Annotated in this window: 20 protein-coding genes; 8 read left to right on the top strand and 12 right to left on the bottom strand. The window is 39.8% G+C overall.

The features are described from left to right. Positions 1 to 167 precede the first annotated feature (167 nt). The 4 genes from FKV42_RS03660 to trpA all read left to right on the top strand — a co-directional run bounded on the left by FKV42_RS03660 (position 168) and on the right by trpA (position 3,869). Positions 168 to 971 carry a hypothetical protein gene (locus FKV42_RS03660; protein ID WP_230375469.1) on the top strand — a complete coding sequence of 268 codons (804 nt, stop codon included), beginning with the start codon at positions 168 to 170 and terminating at the stop codon, positions 969 to 971. A 91-nt stretch (positions 972 to 1,062) separates the two neighbouring features. Then, complete coding sequence (locus FKV42_RS03655) at positions 1,063 to 1,866, top strand: indole-3-glycerol phosphate synthase TrpC (protein WP_154808894.1); 804 nt, start codon at positions 1,063 to 1,065, stop codon at positions 1,864 to 1,866. 21 nt (positions 1,867 to 1,887) lie between these two features. Then, complete coding sequence (gene trpB / locus FKV42_RS03650) at positions 1,888 to 3,099, top strand: tryptophan synthase subunit beta (protein WP_154808893.1); 1,212 nt, start codon at positions 1,888 to 1,890, stop codon at positions 3,097 to 3,099. Further along, positions 3,096 to 3,869 (top strand): tryptophan synthase subunit alpha, encoded by a 774-nt coding sequence (gene trpA, locus FKV42_RS03645; protein ID WP_154808892.1) that lies wholly within the window; start codon positions 3,096 to 3,098, stop codon positions 3,867 to 3,869. The genes trpB and trpA overlap by 4 nt, the downstream gene beginning before the upstream one ends. Positions 3,870 to 3,954: 85 nt before the next feature. On the opposite strand, the gene ftsY is transcribed toward trpA, so the two are convergent. The 11 genes from ftsY to FKV42_RS03590 all read right to left on the bottom strand — a co-directional run bounded on the left by ftsY (position 3,955) and on the right by FKV42_RS03590 (position 10,319). Continuing rightward, complete coding sequence (ftsY, locus tag FKV42_RS03640; protein WP_154808891.1) at positions 3,955 to 5,088, bottom strand: signal recognition particle-docking protein FtsY; 1,134 nt, start codon at positions 5,086 to 5,088, stop codon at positions 3,955 to 3,957. A 51-nt stretch (positions 5,089 to 5,139) separates the two neighbouring features. Continuing rightward, on the bottom strand, positions 5,140 to 5,577 hold the full coding sequence (pfdA, locus tag FKV42_RS03635) for a prefoldin subunit alpha (RefSeq protein WP_154808890.1): 438 nt from the start codon (positions 5,575 to 5,577) through the stop codon (positions 5,140 to 5,142). 3 nt (positions 5,578 to 5,580) lie between these two features. Continuing rightward, positions 5,581 to 5,757 carry a 50S ribosomal protein L18Ae gene (rpl18a, locus tag FKV42_RS03630; RefSeq protein ID WP_154808889.1) on the bottom strand — a complete coding sequence of 59 codons (177 nt, stop codon included), beginning with the start codon at positions 5,755 to 5,757 and terminating at the stop codon, positions 5,581 to 5,583. 19 nt (positions 5,758 to 5,776) lie between these two features. Then, entirely contained in the window at positions 5,777 to 6,433 is a 657-nt protein-coding gene (locus FKV42_RS03625; RefSeq protein ID WP_154808888.1) for a translation initiation factor IF-6, read from the bottom strand. Between the two features lie 32 nt (positions 6,434 to 6,465). After that, positions 6,466 to 6,732: a 50S ribosomal protein L31e gene (locus tag FKV42_RS03620; RefSeq protein WP_154808887.1), complete on the bottom strand. Its 267-nt coding sequence runs from the start codon at positions 6,730 to 6,732 to the stop codon at positions 6,466 to 6,468. A gap of 13 nt (positions 6,733 to 6,745) precedes the next feature. Beyond that, positions 6,746 to 6,901: a 50S ribosomal protein L39e gene (locus FKV42_RS03615; RefSeq protein ID WP_154808886.1), complete on the bottom strand. Its 156-nt coding sequence runs from the start codon at positions 6,899 to 6,901 to the stop codon at positions 6,746 to 6,748. Positions 6,902 to 6,982: 81 nt separating this feature from the next. After that, positions 6,983 to 7,612, bottom strand: a complete 630-nt coding sequence (locus FKV42_RS03610; RefSeq protein WP_154808885.1) for a DUF7411 family protein — start codon at positions 7,610 to 7,612, stop codon at positions 6,983 to 6,985. 9 nt (positions 7,613 to 7,621) lie between these two features. Next, entirely contained in the window at positions 7,622 to 7,981 is a 360-nt protein-coding gene (locus FKV42_RS03605) for a DNA-binding protein (protein WP_154808884.1), read from the bottom strand. A gap of 67 nt (positions 7,982 to 8,048) precedes the next feature. After that, positions 8,049 to 8,498, bottom strand: a complete 450-nt coding sequence (locus FKV42_RS03600; protein ID WP_154808883.1) for a 30S ribosomal protein S19e — start codon at positions 8,496 to 8,498, stop codon at positions 8,049 to 8,051. Positions 8,499 to 8,642: 144 nt separating this feature from the next. Next, positions 8,643 to 9,914 carry an adenylosuccinate synthase gene (locus tag FKV42_RS03595; protein WP_154808882.1) on the bottom strand — a complete coding sequence of 424 codons (1,272 nt, stop codon included), beginning with the start codon at positions 9,912 to 9,914 and terminating at the stop codon, positions 8,643 to 8,645. Positions 9,915 to 9,959: 45 nt separating this feature from the next. Further along, positions 9,960 to 10,319, bottom strand: a complete 360-nt coding sequence (locus FKV42_RS03590) for a hypothetical protein (protein ID WP_154808881.1) — start codon at positions 10,317 to 10,319, stop codon at positions 9,960 to 9,962. A 216-nt stretch (positions 10,320 to 10,535) separates the two neighbouring features. On the opposite strand from FKV42_RS03590, the gene FKV42_RS03585 reads away from it, so the two are divergent. The 3 genes from FKV42_RS03585 (at position 10,536) to FKV42_RS03575 (ending at position 13,184) form a co-directional block, all read left to right on the top strand. Continuing rightward, positions 10,536 to 11,657, top strand: a complete 1,122-nt coding sequence (locus FKV42_RS03585) for an FIST signal transduction protein (RefSeq protein ID WP_154808880.1) — start codon at positions 10,536 to 10,538, stop codon at positions 11,655 to 11,657. Further along, positions 11,650 to 12,906: a sensor histidine kinase gene (locus FKV42_RS03580; protein WP_154808879.1), complete on the top strand. Its 1,257-nt coding sequence runs from the start codon at positions 11,650 to 11,652 to the stop codon at positions 12,904 to 12,906. The genes FKV42_RS03585 and FKV42_RS03580 overlap by 8 nt, the downstream gene beginning before the upstream one ends. Positions 12,907 to 13,010: 104 nt before the next feature. Continuing rightward, positions 13,011 to 13,184, top strand: coding sequence for an indolepyruvate ferredoxin oxidoreductase subunit alpha (locus tag FKV42_RS03575; protein ID WP_154808878.1), 174 nt, complete (start codon positions 13,011 to 13,013; stop codon positions 13,182 to 13,184). A 49-nt stretch (positions 13,185 to 13,233) separates the two neighbouring features. Here the strand turns inward: FKV42_RS03575 and FKV42_RS03570 are convergent, their stop codons facing one another. Continuing rightward, the gene (locus tag FKV42_RS03570; protein ID WP_154808877.1) at positions 13,234 to 14,415 is read right to left on the bottom strand and encodes an aminotransferase-like domain-containing protein; all 1,182 of its coding nucleotides are present in this window, start codon (positions 14,413 to 14,415) and stop codon (positions 13,234 to 13,236) included. Between the two features lie 177 nt (positions 14,416 to 14,592). Between FKV42_RS03570 and FKV42_RS03565 the strand changes: the two genes are divergently transcribed. Next, positions 14,593 to 15,174: a diacylglycerol/polyprenol kinase family protein gene (locus FKV42_RS03565; RefSeq protein WP_154808876.1), complete on the top strand. Its 582-nt coding sequence runs from the start codon at positions 14,593 to 14,595 to the stop codon at positions 15,172 to 15,174. Positions 15,175 to 15,190: the final 16 nt, after the last annotated feature.

Raw genomic sequence — 15,190 nt, 5'->3', positions numbered from 1 at the left:
CTTTCATGTACGATCCTCCTCTTATATCCATTTAATTTTGGATATATCACTAATATAGTAATGAATAATATAAATACCATTTGGTTGGAAATATCAAACATCAAACTCGCAACTTTTGAACAATGAAAATATATAAATAAAAAGCAACTAATTAATAGTAGACAGGAATGAACCCGGGACTTCTGTTAAATGGAACAATATGTTTTGCAATCACACTATCATCCCTTGCATTTGCATGGGTACTTTCCAGAAACAAGGAGAGTTACAAAGAAAATAGCAAACCTGCTCTTTTTTCGCTGATCGTTTTTTGGATGATGGTCGGACTTACATACCTGCCCACAACTGTAAGAATGTTTGCAGCATATTCTGGAAAACAGGAAATCGATGCGATAATGTATTTTGTTACTGCAATCCCTTTTGCATTTATATCAGTCCCGCTTGTATTTTTCATTATATATGTGATAACTGGTAGCAAGAAGATTGGAGAATATATTTCCCTGTTTTTTGCTCTTATCGGAGCAGCATATCTTACTTTTCTTTATGAAAGCGGAATAGTAGGACCCATTGTCACCGAATGGGGTTCTATTTTTATGATCAATAGTGACGCTGCAATCAATTTGTACCTTATGGGATTATTCGTCATTCCAACTTCCATGATACTGGGACTATTGCTGCTCATAATGCTGCAGAGGATGCCAAAAAGGATAAGATACAGAACAGCTCTGCCACTTGTAGCTATTTCTTTTGTATTTGACTTTATGCTTACAGACACAATAGCAATCGTGGATGCAATGCAAATGTTTGCAAGATTGTTCGTTTTTATAGGGACAATACTTGCTTACCTAGCCTATTTCCCACCAACGACGGTTCAGGAAAAATTGGGAATTCAGGAGCATATGAATGGTGAGCAAAATATGCACACTGATCATAACATTGAGTTTTACCTGAAGGATGAGACTGATAAAGTCTGAGATTAATCCTACTTTGAAGAAGACCGGCAGCCTTATATATTGTTACATTCATGTACATCTTTGTACATTACAGAACATACGTGGTTATTTGATGCATGCCGTAATAAATGATATAATTAGCTCTACTGAAAAAAGAGTGCAGAACTTAAAGACAAAAATAGATTTGTCGATGATTAAGGATGATACTACAAATAAAAGAGATATAATTACTGCCATCAGTAAGAAGAAAACACAAGGAGAAGTCGCAGTCATCGCAGAGGTAAAACCTGCCTCCCCAGGAAAAAAACTGCAGGATATTGGACCTGAAGATGCAGCCATGATAGCAACAGAGATGGAAAAAGCAGGAGCTGTGGCAATATCCGTATTAACAGAACCTGAATTCTTTCATGGGTCGGTAGACAATCTCATGTCAGTGAGAAAGAAAATATCACTTCCTGTTTTACGCAAGGATTTCATTATAGATGAGATCCAATTCAATGAAATTGAAAGTGATCTTATATTATTAATAGCAGGTATTCTTGGAGATAAACTTGGATCAATGGTAGAAATGGCCATATCAAAAGGATTCGAACCACTTGTGGAAATTCACAATGAAAGTGAACTTAAAAATGCGCTTGAAACAAAAACAAGGATAATTGGAATAAATAACAGAGATCTGAGTAATCTAGAGATAAATCTTGCTACGACACTTCAACTTATACCGCTAGTCAAAGAATTTGATCGAAATAATGGACAGAGTCATATTATAATCAGTGAAAGTGGAATGCACACTATTGACGATGTGAAAATGGTTGTAAAAGCCGGGGCTGATGCTGTACTTGTCGGTACATCCATTATAAAAAGCGGAGAAATATATGCAAAAACAAAAGAGCTTGTTGATGCACTTAAAGATTAATCAATTATACGGAGAATGATAATGAAAAAATCAATGTATGGTAAATTCGGAGGACAGTTCGTTCCCGAAGTGCTCATGCCGGCACTTACTGAGCTTGAAGAAGCCTATGAACGTTACAAGGATGATCCTGAATTCCTGAAGGAACTGGATTTCTATATGAAAGAGTTTGCAGGTAGAGAAACTCCACTTTATTTTGCCAAGAACCTCAGCAAGAAATACGGAATTAAAATCTACCTGAAACGTGAGGATCTTGTTCATGGTGGCGCTCACAAGTTGAACAATACTCTTGGACAGGCACTTCTGGCAAAATACATGGGCAAAAAACGTCTTATTGCTGAAACTGGAGCCGGACAGCACGGAACCGCAACTGCAATGGCTGCTGCCAATATGGGATTTGAATCCGAGGTTTACATGGGCGCAAAAGATGTTATACGCCAACACATGAATGTTTACAGAATGGAGCTTATGGGTTCCAAAGTGAACGCTGTTGAATCCGGTTCAAAGACACTTAAAGATGCAATTAATGAAGCTCTAAGGGACTGGGTTACAAATGTTGAGCATACTCATTATCTAATAGGTTCGGTTGTGGGACCACACCCATATCCTATGATCGTGCGTGATTTCCAGAGTGTTATTGGAAAGGAAGTTAAAGAGCAGATTATGGAGAAAGAAGGCAGGTACCCAGATTCTATTGTTGCCTGTGCAGGCGGTGGCAGTAATGCAATGGGTATTTTCTATCCATTCATTGAAGACAAGGAAGTCAAACTCTTCCCGGTTGAAGCAGGCGGAAAAGAATTAAAGACCACTGAAAAGGAAGCATTGCACTCCGCATCACTTTGTGTTGGTGAGGAAGGCATTCTTCAGGGTGCACACACTCTTATACTTCAGGACAAGTACGGACAGATACTTGAATCCAGTTCTGTTTCAGCAGGACTTGATTATTCCGGTGTTGGACCTGAACTTGCACACCTTGCGGATATTGGCAGGATAACTCCGTGTACGGTCAATGATGACGAGGCACTGGAAGCCTTTTATGAGCTCAGCCGTCTTGAAGGAATTATCCCTGCACTTGAATCATCACATGCAATTGCCTACGTTATGAAGATGGCAAAGATTGGGAAACTTGAAGAACTTGGTGATCTTGTCGTTATCAACCTTTCAGGAAGAGGAGACAAGGATCTCGAAGCAGTATTTAAATTAAAGGAAGAAGAGACAAAGGAGGCTTGCCAGTGAGAATTGGTGATAAATTTGCAGAACTTAAAGAAAAGAATGAAAAGGCCCTTATTGCCTATGCCTGTGCAGGTGATCCTTCAGCAGAAGCTACAAAAGAGATAGTTCACGCACTTGTAAAAGGTGGAGCAGATATTGTTGAGCTGGGAATGCCATTCTCAGACCCGGTTGCTGATGGACCTACCATACAGGCTGCATCAACCAGAGCTTTAGAAGCAGGCATGAATCCGGACATGTATTTTGAAATGGCAGCATCCATCGAGGAAAATGTTCCCCTAGTATGCATGACATATTATAATCTCATTTATAAAAGAGGAAATGAAAAATTTGCCAAGGATTGTGCTGAAGCAGGAATTACCGGAATAATTGTACCTGACCTTCCGGCAGAAGAAGCAGATGAACTACATGTTGCATGCAAGCATAATGGTGTTGACCTGATATTCCTTATCACACCTGTAACTACAGGAAAAAGAATGGAAAAGAATCTGGAAAAAACATCAGGTTTTGTCTATATTGTTTCAAGACTTGGAGTTACCGGAGAAAGAGTCGATGTTGCAGAGTCAACAAAGAACATACTTGCACGCATTGATACAGAAGTTCCAAAGGCAGTTGGTTTTGGAATATCCAACGGACAGCAGGCTGCGGAAGTTATCAAAGCCGGTGCTGATGCAGTAATTGTAGGTTCAGCTTTTGTTAACATAATTGCTTCAGGCGAGAATGTAAACGAGAGGGTAGAGAAACTTGCATCAGAATTAAAGATAAGCTGCAGATAATTTATCTGCCAGCTTTTTTGCTTTTAAGATTTAAATCAAATTTTATTCAAAGACTATTTTTTAAAAAATATTTGGAAAATGCAGATCATTCCCCAAATAGCTGATCCACGAACCATTGAGGATCGAATTTGCGAATATCATCATATCCCTGCCCCATTCCAAGGAATAATATTGGTTTTCCTGTGATGTATGCAATGGAAATTGCTGCACCACCCTTGGAATCGGCATCTGTTTTTGTTAGGATTGAACCGCTTATAGGAACAGCATCATTGAACTGTGCTGCCCTTTCCACAGCATCGTTACCTGCAACTGCCTCATCCACAAAGATAATGAGGTCTGGCGGAGCTACGCGGCAGACTTTTTTAAGCTGCTCCATGAGATTGATATTGGTATGCATCCTTCCTGCTGTGTCAGATAATACAACATCAACATTATGAGCTTTAGCATGCTGCATTGCGTCATAAATAACAGCAGCCGGGTCACCCTGCTCCTGGTGTTTGATTATCTTTACGCCAATCTTATCGGCATGAATTGCGAGCTGGTCAATTGCGCCTGCCCTGAATGTGTCACCTGCAGCAACTACAACTGACATATCCATATCCTTGAAACGTTTGGAAAGTTTGGCAATGGACGTGGTTTTTCCAGTTCCATTTATACCTATGAAAACAATATGTACCGGTTTTTCAGCACTTTTCACATATTCATCAAGGTCAAATACATTGGCACTCATCACATCATAGATTGCATTTTTGAGAGCATCTTCAACAATGTTACCTGTATTGCTACCAATACGCCTTCTGGTTCCAACTAACTGACTCTTTACAGAGCTTACAATTGCTTCTGAGACTGAAAGTGCAATATCGCTCTCAAGAAGTGCCATTTCCAGATCCCAGAGAGGTTCTTCAAGATCGTCTTCTTCCAGGATGAATTCCCTTTCAAAAACAAGAGCCTTGGCTTTTTGTGCAAAACCAAATTTCTTAGCCGTTTTGTTTTCCTCATCTGGAGCTTGTTTAGTTTCTTCAGCAGGATTTTCAGGCTTTGCCTTTACTTCTTCCTGCATAGAAGGAGAAACATCGACAGGAGATTCCAGATTTTCCTGAGAATCTATAATTTCGTCAACTGTTTCCCCTACAGGTTCGATAGCAACAGCTTTTTCATCAATTTTGCTGCCAATCTTATCCTTGAATCCACTAAGTTTCGACTTGAGTTTATTGAACACGTGATACAACTCGCAAGTTTGTTAAAAATAGAAAAAATAGAAAAAAAAGGTTCACTGGGAACCTACATTACCTTGTGGCTGCTGGAGCTTTGCAAGGAATGATTCAATGGCCTGCATCTGCTGGCCTAACTGGGCAAGGGTATTATTTATATTTTCAAGAGCTGTTGTAAGCCTTTCTCTGCGGCGCTGGAGAATTTCCTTTGCCTCAGGGAGAGGCCTTTCTACAGTATACCCTGCACCGATATCAACCACTGTTTTGTCAGTGTGAGTGATATTGGCATATACAAATGAACCGGAACCTATCGGAAACATTATTTCAGAACCAGCTGAAACATTGTTGAGCTCATCAATTGTGCTTATTGCTCTGTTACAATCTTCCAGTGATAACTGGACCATGCTCATCTGTTGCTGCACCATTTCCGCACGTCTTTGAAACTCGCGGTGCTGGTTTGCAAGAACCCTTGGATCCTGTCCATTCATATCCGCCATGGATCATGCCTCAGTTATACTTTCAATCTTTATTAAGTTCCTTTTAAGACCATGTTTGCTGCCAAAGAGTGAATACACTTTATCTTCTGCATTCTTCTCGTTCTGGCTCTCAATGACCTTTGTGAACTTTTCCCATGCTATTCCGGCCTTGAATGTGCCTTTGACCTGAAATGTCTTCATTTAAATCACCTAAAATCACTTATTCTAATAAGTCCAGGGCATCTTCTATTCTTCCCAGTTCATGACCTGTGGTCTGCGAACCTGCAACGTAACCTTTGGAATTTGCAATCAATCCGGAACCTACCATTTGAGTTCCATAGTTTGATGTTCCAATATCCACCGGAAGACCAAATAACTCCTCAAGCACTTCAAGCTCAGTACTTGTTGCGCGAGGATTTACAAGCAAACCTCTATTGGTTGCAACTCCGGCCATTCCTACAGTCTTTGCACCGCCTATAGTGCCTCTTCGAACTTCTACCTTGAGAGCTTTCTCAATAGCTTCCACCGATTTATCGCTCAGTTCCGGATGAACAAGTGCCGCGAAATCATTTGCAAGCACAACATTACCCACAGCATTAAGCTTACCAGGCAACTCTACTACCGGAACATCGATCTGATCCATGCCTCTTACATTGGAACCCATTGGAACAAGCACTGCATTGGAATTTCCCCGACAAAGTGAACCCACAATAGTACTTCCGTTGATAAGGGTTTCCACTACATTTGCCTGCAAGAACTGGCCGATCTTTTCACGAAGAGGTTCAGATGTACCCAGAGGTACAAGCACTATATCTTCGGTACATGTTGCAAAAGCCCCTATAATGGGGCTTTCCTGTATAGTTATAGTTCGCATCATTTTATGTTAACTGGAATGATACCCGGAAGCATTTATGCGAGTTCTGCCTGAACTTCGCCATCCTCGAACTTTGCAGCTCTTATACGGATGGAAAGTGGTGGCTTCTCACAGCCGTGTTCCCATACTTTCTCATTGATAGTCTTGTCTAACTTGACCATATCAGGTTCTACCTTCATGTGCTTTGTAAGATATGCCCTGATAACTACCATAGTCTTCTTGGCCCTTTTCCAGCGTGGAATTGACTTAATCTCACGGAGAGGAATTGTATAGATCTGCTCTTTTACTACGTCTTCTGCCATTATCATCACCTACTTATTTCACATCGAGACTGCTTCTTCTCCAGTGTCTTCTCTTTGGATGGCTTACGACCGCACGTTCGGTCTTAATGATAACCCAGGTAGGAACCCTGTGGTTCTGCCTGTGTGCTTTTGCCAACCTTGTCTTCTGTCCTTTAGTATTGTGGCTCACTTGTCTCACCTATGCTATGATTTGTATTAAAGTATCTATTGAATTTTGAACTTATAACATAATTATTGTATAAATCTTTAATCATGTTTTTCCGTTCGCTGTTTCATTACTTAACGCCTTCTTGCGTTCGATAACATGTGATTGTACATGAGTGGGAAAAATCTCCCGTATCTTATCAGGACCATGATTCAGAGCTATCATTTTTCGTAGTTCTGTTTCATAATCAGCTTTTAGTACATCCTCACTCAGACCTTCTTCGATGACCAGATGCTTTTTTACAAGTTCATTCACCGCAGCACGTCCATATCCTTTCAGCGGACATATATAATGAACACCAAACCGATCCTCAATGCTACGTATCTGTGACAGTTCCAGCATTGGAACACGGTCATCACGGCGAATCCCGTCAGCAATAAATGTGACATCCGGATTGGCCGCAAGATGTTCTATGACACTTCTGTGAATGAAATTGATAGCGTTCTTTGGAAAACCATCCTCAATTATTATATCGTATGCCTTTTCAAGAATTGAAACATCGGGATTGATGATCCTGTGCGGAAAACCAAGCCTCTCTGCAGTTTCAGCAGCTACTTCCCCAACAGGAAGCAGTGAAAAACTGCATGTTACAAGTTCAACCTCAAAGAAAGGCTCCAGCAGTATTGCGGACAGAGAACTGTCCTTACCACCACTGAACATTACCGATACATGCATGAAGGGCGCTCACATACGCTTTATAGTAGTTTCCCTCTTTTTGGGCTGCATCTGAACCAGAAGCTGTTTGAGTTTCTCATCATCGATCATGGTTTGAAGCCTGCCACTCTGTGCAAGCATGATCAACTGATTTTCAAGCTGCTCAACGAGTTCCTTGCGGGACATACGTAGATTAGTCAGCCTCTCACGTGCTTCCGGAGTCAGTATCTGACGCATCAGAGCCTGCTTCTTTGCTTCCATCTCGGCCTGCATCTGCTCCTGTTGCATTGCTGCCTGCATATCGGCACCGCCCATCTGTTGCTGAGCTGCCTGTTGCTGCTGGAGTTGTGCAAGTCTTTTTCTTCTTATCTCTTCAAGGTCATCAGTCATGAAAGTCACCTTTCCTTAAGATGTAAGCAGTGATTCCTTATAGAAGTTATCGAACTGAATAATGCATTCAGTATTTAGCAAGACCTGGAATTGTTTCCAGAAGGTCCTGTTTTACCTCGTATGCAACATTGTCAAGCATGGACTGTCCCTGTGGAGATACCACACGACCGCTCTTGAGAGAGCGGACAAAACCTGCTTCCTCAAGCTGCTGAAGTGCAGTTCTTGCGATTGCACCGCTGCCCTTTGCCTTCTTGCCAGGAGCAACGCCTCTGTCCTTCTTTCCTCCGTAGACAGATCTCATTCTCTCAACACCGATTGGGCCCTGGGTGTATACAGTTCTAAGTACTGCTGCACATCTTGTATACCACCATTCTGTGTCGATTGGTGGAAGTTCCTTGTGCACACCTGTCTTTACATATGTTGCCCACTCAGGTGGATTTACTTTATCATTCTCTTTCAACTTTTCTGCTACCTTTGCTATAAACTCGGCTGCAGGAACGTCATATACAGTTGTCATTAATATTCTCCTGAATTATAATATCTGTTAAGATACCCACCATCTGCAGGACTCAATTGCATCAGGTGATTAGTTCAGCTGGATTTGTGATGTTTAAACTATTGAGTAGTATATACGTTTTTCGGCAGTTTTTGCCTATCGGGACTACTTTCTGAAGGTCTGTTCCCTTGCAGGACCAACTGAAATGTAATCTATCTTTACGCCCATCTTGCCCTCAAGGTAAAGTACATAATCCTGAGCATTTTGTGGAAGATCACTGAACTCCTTCACACCTGTAAGGTCACTATTCCATCCAGGAAGGTCTTCGTATACAGGTTTGCATCTTGCAAGCTCGGAAGTATCCTCCGGAGGATAGTCAATAGTCTTTCCATCCAGTTCATAAGCAACACAAACTCTTACAGGCTCAAGATTGGATAAAACATCAAGTTTAGTAAGTGCAATGGATGTGTAACCATTAAGGTAGATAGCTTTCTTCAACAGTGGGAGGTCGAACCAACCGCATCTTCTGGATCTTCCTGTGGTAGTACCAAACTCCCCACCAACATCCTGTATCTGCTTACCAATGTCATCTAAAAGCTCTGTTGGTAATGGCCCTTCGCCAACTCTTGTAATATATGCTTTTACAATAGCCAGTACCTCATCAACCCTTGTAGGACCAACACCAATATTGGCACATGCAGAACCTGCAATCGTACAGGAAGAGGTTACGAATTTCTGGGTTCCGTGGATTACGTCAAGATGAGTTCCCTGTGCTCCTTCGGCAAGGACATTCCTGCCTTCATCAAGTGCCTTGTTAACCTCATAAGAGACATCAGTTACATAGGAAGCAAAGCGCTCACCAAGTTTTATATACTTATCAATAAGTTCCTGATCCATAACTATAGAAGGATCGCCACCGAGCTCTTTTATGGCTGCTTCCTTTGATGCAGCAAGGTCTTCAAGTCTCTTGAGGAACTTTTCCTTATCAACAAGATCCCCCATCCGAATCTCATCCCTGGCAACCTTATCTATATATGCAAAACCGATACCACGTTTTGTTGTACCGATCTTCTCAGTCCTCTGGGACTCCCTCAGACCATCAAGTTCAATGTGATATGGCATTATTATACTGGCTTTGGCATCAACACCGACCTTTGCTGCATCTAAATTAATGCCACCTTCTGCAAGCATATCAAGCTCTTCTGCCAGCACTTCAGGGTTCACAACAGTACCTGGACCAATCAATACCCTTGAATCTAAAAGAAAACCAGATGGAATGAGGTGAAGTTTGTATACGTCCTCACCTACTTTAACGGTATGTCCAGCGTTGTTTCCACCCTGGAAACGAACAACCAGATCATAGTCCCCGGAAATAAGGTCAACTATCTTGCCTTTACCTTCATCGCCAAATTGAGCACCAGTAATAATAGTAAACATGGGTGCAGAATTACTCTGTTGGCTTAATAAAGTTTTGATTGGTTTTCAGAGGTCTTCCTCAAACGCTAGCATACGGCAGCCTTCATCACAGAAACCAGATAAATCTACCTTACGACAGCGCAATGCCTTTGTGACCCCCATATCCACAAGAGTATCAAGTAATTTTTCAGCCACAGTAATACTTACATTGAACCCCGATTGAAGCATATATATGGCATCTGATCTCCTGATAGAATAGAAACATGCACGTGACCTTTTATCTGACTGGCAGGTATTATATGCATCACATTTCACTACACGGGAACTATTCTTGAAATAAATTGCAAGTCCCTGCCATGAGTGGACATTATGCATCCCTTTTATACCATAGAGATTTGCCTTGTTTTTTTCTTTGTGTCGTAGCATCGTAATTAGTTATAATTAAAAAATATAATTACTTTTTGTTCAAAATATGAACAATTAAAATTTTATGAGTCGTATTTCAAAATAGAACTGAAAATCCTTTAGAAAATTAATACATGTTCAAAAAATGAAGACATGCTATATATAAAATGGCTATTATAATCATTTATAGTATGAAATGTATTGCTCCGGATAAATGTTTCAACTATAGAGGAATAAATGTATATTACCACTTCAAATGTTTATGAAATAGTTGACGCTATTGAGAAACTTAATGTTCAGAAAAATGAAACGGTAATCATATTCTTTGCTGAACAAGAACTACCTGATATACCACTATTAATAAGTGAGTTGAACAAAAGAAACATAGATTTCTTTGGAGCTATATTCCCTGGAATAATATATGATTCAAAAAGATATTACACAGGAGCAATAATAAACACCATACCAGTTATCAAAAAACCGATACTGATAAGAAATGTCAGTAAATTACCTGATAAACTGGAAAAGCAGGTACATCCTTTCAGAAACTTTGAAAACAAAAGTTCCACAGCTATCATAATCGTAGATACAATGACTAACAATGTATCCTCATTTTTATATTCTTTCTTTAACCTTTTTGCGGATTCTATCGAATATCTGGGATGCGGTGCTGGTTTTCTAGATGGATATTCCAGAAAATGTTTATTTACACCAGAGGGAATGTTTGAAGATTCAGCCATTATTTCCTTTATTGATATGGAATGCAATCTTGGAGTTCACCATGGATGGGAAAAAGCAATCGGACCTCTGGTTGTGACAAAAAGTAATGGGAAAACAATCAAAGAATTGAACTGGAGCAATGCCTTCAAAGTATATAAGGAAGCTATTGAAACAACAACCGGAGAACTTATTACTGGTAAAGACATGGTTGAAATTTCAAAGCATTATCCGCTGGGAATCTACATAGAAGGACAGGAATACCTCGTCCGGGAAGTTATGGCAACCAATGAAGACGGAGATTTGATTTGTGCAGGTGACATACCTGAAAATGCAGTTCTTTGTATATTAAGCAGTGATGAAGCCTCACTGATACAATCTGCAAAAAAAGCAGTTAATGACTGCTTTATTGAAGAGAGGAAGGAATTTAACCACTGTTTCGTCATAGATTGTATTGGAAGATCGATATTCCTGGGAGAAAACTTTGAAAAGGAACTTGGAGTTATCAAAGATATATTGGAGAACAGAGATATACAGATAATTCCTGAAGGAGTTCTTTCTCTGGGGGAAATTGCCTCTATGGGCAAATATATGGTCGAATTTTTGAACAAGACTGTGGTGATAGGGCTATTCCATGAATGAACAAATACATTACACAGATGTTTTCAATAAGGTAACTCTGCTCTATGAATTATCCCTGTCTGTAGGTAATTCTTTGGATTTACAGGAAAATTGTGATGGCTTCCTGAAAAAACTTATGTCCAGAAAAAGAGTCAATTACGTGGCCCTGTGGATCAGGGACGAATATATTGACTTTCATAAAAGCAATTTTGCAAGTCTTGTGTATTCTCATCCTGAATATTATAGTAGCCAGAAGAAACTTCCTGATTCTCATCCAATGATATCAGTTCTTTTACAGAAAGATGCCCTTTTGCTTAACTCAAGAGATGACAATTTTAAAGAATATATTGTAGAGGATAAATTCACAAATGGCTCTTGCATGTTATTTCCCTTGAAGGATTTTGGAGTACTGGAACTTTACTGGGTGAAGGAACTCAAAAATCCTGAAATTATAGCCAACCAACTAAGTAAAGTAATATCCAAATTTGCATTTTCCATAGAAGCATGCCTTATTCACAAAAGAGCACTCTGGGAAATGGAAGAAAAGAACAGGGAATTTGAAGCGAGAATTCATGCTGAATCATCCAATCGTGCAAAAAGTGAGTTCCTTGCCATTATGAGCCACGAACTGCGTACTCCACTTAATTCTATAATCGGTTTTTCAGACTTGATGCTGGAAGAAATTGCCGGAGAACTCAATGAAAAGCAAAAACATTACACATGTAACATAGCTACTAGCGGTAAACATTTGCTTACCATAATAAATGACATACTCGATCTGTCAAAGATAGAAGCAGGTGAAATGGAACTTAATTGTAAAAATATATCATTCAAAGATGTGGTTGATGAGGTCGCAGAAACTATTAATCCATTACTCTATAAAAATAACCTGACATTAAACACATCTAAAATGGAAAATACGATAACTATTGCTGATAGAAACAAAATCAGACAGATACTATTAAATCTTGTTGGAAATTCTATTAAATTTACACCCAATGGAGGGCTTATTGAGATATATTCTGTCACAAAAGATAGCATGGTTAATATTTGTGTCAAAGACACAGGAATTGGCATATCATCTGAGGATATGAAAAAACTTTTCGAGCCTTTCAAACAACTGGACTCTGCATTAAGTAGAAAGTATGATGGAACAGGACTTGGTTTATCCCTTGTGCAAAAACTAACCGAAATGCATGGCGGTACAGTGACTGTTGAAAGTGAACTTAATAAAGGTAGTACGTTTACAATATCAATACCACTAAAATAATAAAATCGATTCCTTGTAATTACGATAGATATTTATTTCATTATTCCAGATTGGAATTGTAGTATCATAAGTATTGTTAAATGATACAAAGGGAGTGAAATAAAATGCCAGCGGTTATTGATAAAAATACATGTACAGGATGCGAGCAGTGTGTAAATTCCTGCCCGGTAGAAGCTATTTCTATGAACAGTGACGTTGCAGTCGTTGACACAAACGAATGTGTCGATTGTGGAGACTGCGTTGACGTCTGTCCGGTAGAAGCAATCACATTAGAGTGATGCTTTTTTCTTTTTTATCCTGAAATGAATTACTATTTTGCTCTGTTTTTTAACAGCTCAGTTTTTCCATACAAGCTGCAAGTCTTTTGATTCCCTCTTCGATGTCATCAGGATCAGAATTGGAATAGTTCAGTCTCAGCGTGTTAGAACCTGCTCCCTCGATAGTATAGAACGGACTACCTGGAACAAAAGCAACATTCTCTTTTATTGCCAGGTCAAACAAATCCATAGAAGAAACACCTTCCGGCAATGTTACCCAGACAAACATACCGCCTTCCGGCTTAGTGTAGCTGATACCTTCAGGGAAATATCGGGACATCATGTTTACCATATAGTCTCGCCTAGAACCATACGCACCCTTAATTCTGGAGATATGACTATCAATATCATTATCCATAAGATACTGGCAGATTATTCTCTGGGACAGGTAATTGGAGTGAAGGTCAGCAGCCTGTTTTACAACAAGAAGTCTTTCCATGATGTCTTTATTTGCGCATATCCATCCAAGCCGGAGTCCCGGGGCAATTATCTTTGAGAAGGAACCCATCAGAATTGTATTTTCCAGATAATTCCTGATAGTAGGTACGTCCTCACCTGCAAACCTCAGTTCACCGTAGGCATTATCCTCAACACAAACAACTCCATGTTTATCAAGAACCCTGGCTGTTGCCTCTCTTTTCTCTTGTGAGTATGTAACACCGGAAGGGTTCTGGAATGTAGGAACCGTGTAGAAAAGCTTTGCATCGCTTTCTTCCAGGGTATTATCAAGAGCATCAATATCTATTCCATCATCCATAAGAGGTACTTCCCTGAACTCCGGTTCAAATATTGAGAAAGACTGGATAGCACCGAGATAACCGGGACTCTCTATGACAACCCTGTCTCCTTTGTTCAGGAAAACCTTGCCTATTAAGTCCAGGCTCTGCTGTGAACCATTTGTTATAAGGATCTCAGAAGGATCGATCTTAAGTCCGCTCTTTTCAAGATACCTCTGCGCAATGAACTCACGTAAAGGCAGGTAACCCTCTGTAGTACTATATTGCAGGACATTTGAAGCGTCCTCTGACATGACCTTTGCAGCTGCTGCTGCAAGTTCCTCTGCAGGGAATAGTGCAGGATTCGGCAGTCCACCGGCGAATGAAATAATTTCCGGCTGCTGCGTGACTTTCAATATCTCCCTGATGAAGGACTTTTTGCTGTTCTCCATCCTGTCAGCAAATATAGTAACCATGAAATGGGCTTCAAGTCCTGATATATATTAAATCTTTTCATCAGTAGAATATTAGCTTATTCTAGATGATACCTGATGATAATGATTTTACAAAAAAGGAAGAGGAGAAGAATGTTATTTATCTGATTTTTTAACTTGATGAACTCTTTTATATGTGTATACACTAAAGTAGTGCAAATGACCAGTATTTCTTTTGCCAACGAACTATTAAGAAAAGGAGTTCATTTTACTTCGATACTCATAATACTTGTTTATGCGTTCATGGGAAAACAGGCTTCTCAGCTACTCCTGATAACATATCTCGTGCTGATACTGGGCATTGAACACTTAAGACTTGACAGAGGATTCAAGCTTCCTGTTTTGCATGTTGTTTTGCGCCAGAAAGAGAAAAATGCAATTGGTTCATATGTCTATTTCACAATAGGTGCGCTGATAGTCATATCAGTTTTCAGTAAAAATGTTGCATTTGCGGCAATCCTTATGACAACATTCGGAGACATGAGTGCTGCACTGGTTGGAAAAAGATTTGGCAGGATAAGAATTAGTAACGGTAAAAGTCTTGAAGGTTGTATAGCTGAATTTATAGTCGATCTTATACTAGCTATCCTGTTACTTGGAAATCCTTTTATTTCACTTCTCATGGCGTTTACTGCAACCTATGTTGAGACCACATTCGTGAAGATAGATGATAACCTAGCAATTCCTATATTCTCGGCTTCTGTTGCAGAACTCGTATTACTAATACTACCGATGTTATAATGAAAGATGTAATGTG

The organism is Methanolobus vulcani (genome assembly GCF_006546655.1).
GTDB lineage: Archaea > Halobacteriota > Methanosarcinia > Methanosarcinales > Methanosarcinaceae > Methanolobus > Methanolobus vulcani_A.
Note: the sequence above shows the minus strand (reverse complement) of the source record. Positions and strands in the feature narration are given on the sequence as shown.

Excerpts from the sequence above, each read along its gene's own strand:
- FKV42_RS03565 (WP_154808876.1), top strand. The coding sequence starts at position 14,593 with ATGACCAGTATTTCTTTTGCCAACGAACTATTAAGAAAAGGAGTTCAT.
- FKV42_RS03655 (WP_154808894.1), top strand. The coding sequence starts at position 1,063 with ATGCATGCCGTAATAAATGATATAATTAGCTCTACTGAAAAAAGAGTG.
- FKV42_RS03620 (WP_154808887.1), bottom strand. The coding sequence starts at position 6,732 with ATGGCAGAAGACGTAGTAAAAGAGCAGATCTATACAATTCCTCTCCGT.
- FKV42_RS03585 (WP_154808880.1), top strand. The coding sequence starts at position 10,536 with ATGTATATTACCACTTCAAATGTTTATGAAATAGTTGACGCTATTGAG.
- FKV42_RS03590 (WP_154808881.1), bottom strand. The coding sequence starts at position 10,319 with ATGCTACGACACAAAGAAAAAAACAAGGCAAATCTCTATGGTATAAAA.
- rpl18a (WP_154808889.1), bottom strand. The coding sequence starts at position 5,757 with ATGAAGACATTTCAGGTCAAAGGCACATTCAAGGCCGGAATAGCATGG.
- FKV42_RS03605 (WP_154808884.1), bottom strand. The coding sequence starts at position 7,981 with ATGACTGATGACCTTGAAGAGATAAGAAGAAAAAGACTTGCACAACTC.
- FKV42_RS03580 (WP_154808879.1), top strand. The coding sequence starts at position 11,650 with ATGAATGAACAAATACATTACACAGATGTTTTCAATAAGGTAACTCTG.
- FKV42_RS03575 (WP_154808878.1), top strand. The coding sequence starts at position 13,011 with ATGCCAGCGGTTATTGATAAAAATACATGTACAGGATGCGAGCAGTGT.
- FKV42_RS03595 (WP_154808882.1), bottom strand. The coding sequence starts at position 9,914 with ATGTTTACTATTATTACTGGTGCTCAATTTGGCGATGAAGGTAAAGGC.
- FKV42_RS03600 (WP_154808883.1), bottom strand. The coding sequence starts at position 8,498 with ATGACAACTGTATATGACGTTCCTGCAGCCGAGTTTATAGCAAAGGTA.
- FKV42_RS03610 (WP_154808885.1), bottom strand. The coding sequence starts at position 7,612 with ATGCATGTATCGGTAATGTTCAGTGGTGGTAAGGACAGTTCTCTGTCC.
- FKV42_RS03660 (WP_230375469.1), top strand. The coding sequence starts at position 168 with ATGAACCCGGGACTTCTGTTAAATGGAACAATATGTTTTGCAATCACA.
- FKV42_RS03625 (WP_154808888.1), bottom strand. The coding sequence starts at position 6,433 with ATGATGCGAACTATAACTATACAGGAAAGCCCCATTATAGGGGCTTTT.
- trpB (WP_154808893.1), top strand. The coding sequence starts at position 1,888 with ATGAAAAAATCAATGTATGGTAAATTCGGAGGACAGTTCGTTCCCGAA.
- FKV42_RS03570 (WP_154808877.1), bottom strand. The coding sequence starts at position 14,415 with ATGGTTACTATATTTGCTGACAGGATGGAGAACAGCAAAAAGTCCTTC.
- pfdA (WP_154808890.1), bottom strand. The coding sequence starts at position 5,577 with ATGGCGGATATGAATGGACAGGATCCAAGGGTTCTTGCAAACCAGCAC.